The sequence below is a fragment of the Clostridioides sp. ES-S-0001-03 genome, assembly GCF_020676075.1.
GTDB lineage: Bacteria > Bacillota > Clostridia > Peptostreptococcales > Peptostreptococcaceae > Clostridioides.
The window spans coordinates 1-2,206 of record NZ_JACVWJ010000026.1 but is presented as its reverse complement, the minus strand read 5'-3'; the positions used below and the strand labels follow the sequence as shown (position 1 = coordinate 2,206).

The window sequence follows — 2,206 nt, the reverse complement described above, 5'->3', positions numbered from 1 at the left end:
CACCGCAAGGGTAAGACCCCAGAAAGACTATCTGGTTGATAGGTCGAAGGTGTAAGTGCAGCAATGTATTTAGCTTATCGATACTAATAGGTCGAGGACTTGACCAATATTATTTGATGTTCATTGACTAAAATATATATGTAGTTTTTAGAGTGTTAACTCTGAAAAAAAGTATGAAAAAAGTATTGACAAAAATAACAAAAAATGTTAATATTATACTTGTCCTAGCAACAAAAAAGAAATGTGGTTATAATAGCAGAGAAGATACACCTGTTCCCATTCCGAACACAGAAGTTAAGTTCTCTAGCGCTGATGGTACTTGGTGGGAAACTGCCTGGGAGAGTAGGACATAGCCACGTTAGATGTTCCAAGGTAGCTCAACGGTGGAGCAACCGGCTGTTAACCGGTAGGCTGTGGGTTCGAGCCCCACCCTTGGAGCCAATAAATGGCTCGTTGGTCAAGAGGTTAAGACACCGCCCTTTCACGGCGGTAACAGGGGTTCAATTCCCCTACGAGTCACCATTTGTGGGATCATAGCTCAGCTGGGAGAGCACCTGCCTTACAAGCAGGGGGTCGCAGGTTCGAGCCCTGCTGGTCCCACCATTTGCGGCCTGGTAGTTCAGTTGGTTAGAATGCCAGCCTGTCACGCTGGAGGTCGAGGGTTCGAACCCCTTCCAGGTCGCCAAAATAAAATATGAAAAATGCTGGTGTGGCTCAACGGTAGAGCAGCTGACTTGTAATCAGCAGGTTGTAGGTTCGATTCCTATCACCAGCTCCATGTAAAATTAATACGGAGGATTTCCCGAGCGGCCAAAGGGGGCAGACTGTAAATCTGTTGTCATCGACTTCGGTGGTTCGAATCCACCATCCTCCACCAATTAAATTAAATATGCGGGTGTAGCTCAATGGTAGAGTTCTGGCCTTCCAAGCCAGCTGTGAGGGTTCGATCCCCTTCACCCGCTCCAAAAAGCGTGGGTGCATAGCTCAGCTGGATAGAGCAACGCCCTTCTAAGGCGTGTGTCCGGGGTTCGAATCCCTGTGCGCTCACCACATATATATTGGGGATTAGCCAAGTCGGTAAGGCACATGACTTTGACTCATGTATGCGTAGGTTCGAGTCCTGCATCCCCAGCCAAATAAAAACATGGTCTATTAGCTCAGTCGGTAGAGCACCTGACTTTTAATCAGGGTGTCCCGCGTTCGAGTCGCGGATAGATCACCAATGGAGAGGTGTCCGAGTGGTTTAAGGAGCTGGTCTTGAAAACCAGTGACTTCGAAAGGGGCCGTGGGTTCGAATCCCACCCTCTCCGCCAAACTAAATAATAGGACTAAATTTGGAGAAGTACTCAAGTGGCTCAAGAGGATCCCCTGCTAAGGGATTAGGCTGGGTAACCGGTGCGAGGGTTCGAATCCCTCCTTCTCCGCCATTTAAAAAAACGAGGTGTAGCGCAGTTTGGTAGCGCACATGGTTTGGGACCATGGGGCCGGGGGTTCGAGTCCCTTCACCTCGACCAACCAGGACCTTTAGCTCAGTTGGTTAGAGCGCCCGGCTCATAACCGGTAGGTCTGGGGTTCGAGTCCCTGAAGGTCCATTATTCTTCATAGGGGTGTAGCTCAGTTGGTAGAGCGTCGGTCTCCAAAACCGTGCGCCGGGGGTTCGAGTCCCTCCACCCCTGCCAAATAAAAAGGACTTGAAAAAAAATGAGTTTTAGAGTAATATAAGATAGTAAATAATATTTCGAGGTGTAGCGCAGTTTGGTAGCGCACATGGTTTGGGACCATGGGGCCGGGGGTTCGAGTCCCTTCACCTCGACCAAGTAAGGGCCTATAGCTCAGGTGGTTAGAGCGCACGCCTGATAAGCGTGAGGTCGCTGGTTCGAGTCCAGCTAGGCCCACCATTTGCCCAGATAGCTCAGTCGGTAGAGCAGGGGACTGAAAATCCCCGTGTCGGTGGTTCGATTCCGCCTCTGGGCACCAGAAATACGGCGGTATAGCTTAGTTGGCTAGAGCGTTCGGTTCATACCCGAAAGGTCATAGGTTCGACTCCTATTACCGCTACCATCTAACTATATCAATAAAGAACTTTGAAAATTAAACAGTAGGTTAATTTATAAAACAAGAAACAAACCATAAAGCCAGATATTTAGATAACAATAGTATCTGAGCCTGATAAACTTTTATTTGAGAGTTTGATCCTGGCTCAGGA

19 tRNA genes and 2 rRNA genes are annotated in these 2,206 nt (G+C 48.4%); all 21 read left to right on the top strand.

The features are described 5' to 3' along the window. Positions 1-107: ribosomal RNA gene (locus IC174_RS20615) — 23S ribosomal RNA — on the top strand; the annotation flags it as partial. Between the two features lie 135 nt (positions 108-242). After that, a 5S ribosomal RNA gene (gene rrf, locus IC174_RS20610) occupies positions 243-359 on the top strand. A 7-nt stretch (positions 360-366) separates the two neighbouring features. Further along, positions 367-441 (top strand) — tRNA-Asn (locus tag IC174_RS20605). A 6-nt stretch (positions 442-447) separates the two neighbouring features. After that, a tRNA-Glu gene (locus IC174_RS20600) sits at positions 448-522 on the top strand. Positions 523-527: 5 nt separating this feature from the next. Next, positions 528-603 (top strand) — tRNA-Val (locus IC174_RS20595). Between the two features lie 5 nt (positions 604-608). Beyond that, positions 609-685 (top strand) — tRNA-Asp (locus tag IC174_RS20590). 18 nt (positions 686-703) lie between these two features. After that, positions 704-778 (top strand) — tRNA-Thr (locus tag IC174_RS20585). A gap of 14 nt (positions 779-792) precedes the next feature. Continuing rightward, positions 793-877 (top strand) — tRNA-Tyr (locus IC174_RS20580). Between the two features lie 14 nt (positions 878-891). Further along, positions 892-965 (top strand) — tRNA-Gly (locus tag IC174_RS20575). Positions 966-973: 8 nt separating this feature from the next. Beyond that, positions 974-1,050, top strand: a tRNA-Arg gene (locus tag IC174_RS20570). A 9-nt stretch (positions 1,051-1,059) separates the two neighbouring features. After that, a tRNA-Gln gene (locus IC174_RS20565) sits at positions 1,060-1,135 on the top strand. A gap of 11 nt (positions 1,136-1,146) precedes the next feature. After that, a tRNA-Lys gene (locus tag IC174_RS20560) sits at positions 1,147-1,222 on the top strand. Positions 1,223-1,224: 2 nt separating this feature from the next. Further along, positions 1,225-1,313, top strand: a tRNA-Ser gene (locus tag IC174_RS20555). 23 nt (positions 1,314-1,336) lie between these two features. Then, positions 1,337-1,427, top strand: a tRNA-Ser gene (locus IC174_RS20550). Between the two features lie 10 nt (positions 1,428-1,437). Beyond that, positions 1,438-1,514, top strand: a tRNA-Pro gene (locus IC174_RS20545). Positions 1,515-1,518: 4 nt separating this feature from the next. Continuing rightward, positions 1,519-1,592: transfer RNA gene (locus IC174_RS20540), tRNA-Ile, on the top strand. 11 nt (positions 1,593-1,603) lie between these two features. Continuing rightward, positions 1,604-1,679, top strand: a tRNA-Trp gene (locus IC174_RS20535). A 60-nt stretch (positions 1,680-1,739) separates the two neighbouring features. Further along, positions 1,740-1,816 (top strand) — tRNA-Pro (locus IC174_RS20530). Positions 1,817-1,821: 5 nt separating this feature from the next. Continuing rightward, positions 1,822-1,898: transfer RNA gene (locus IC174_RS20525), tRNA-Ile, on the top strand. A gap of 3 nt (positions 1,899-1,901) precedes the next feature. Next, a tRNA-Phe gene (locus tag IC174_RS20520) sits at positions 1,902-1,977 on the top strand. Positions 1,978-1,984: 7 nt separating this feature from the next. Beyond that, positions 1,985-2,061, top strand: a tRNA-Met gene (locus tag IC174_RS20515). The last annotated feature ends 145 nt before the right edge of the window (positions 2,062-2,206 follow it).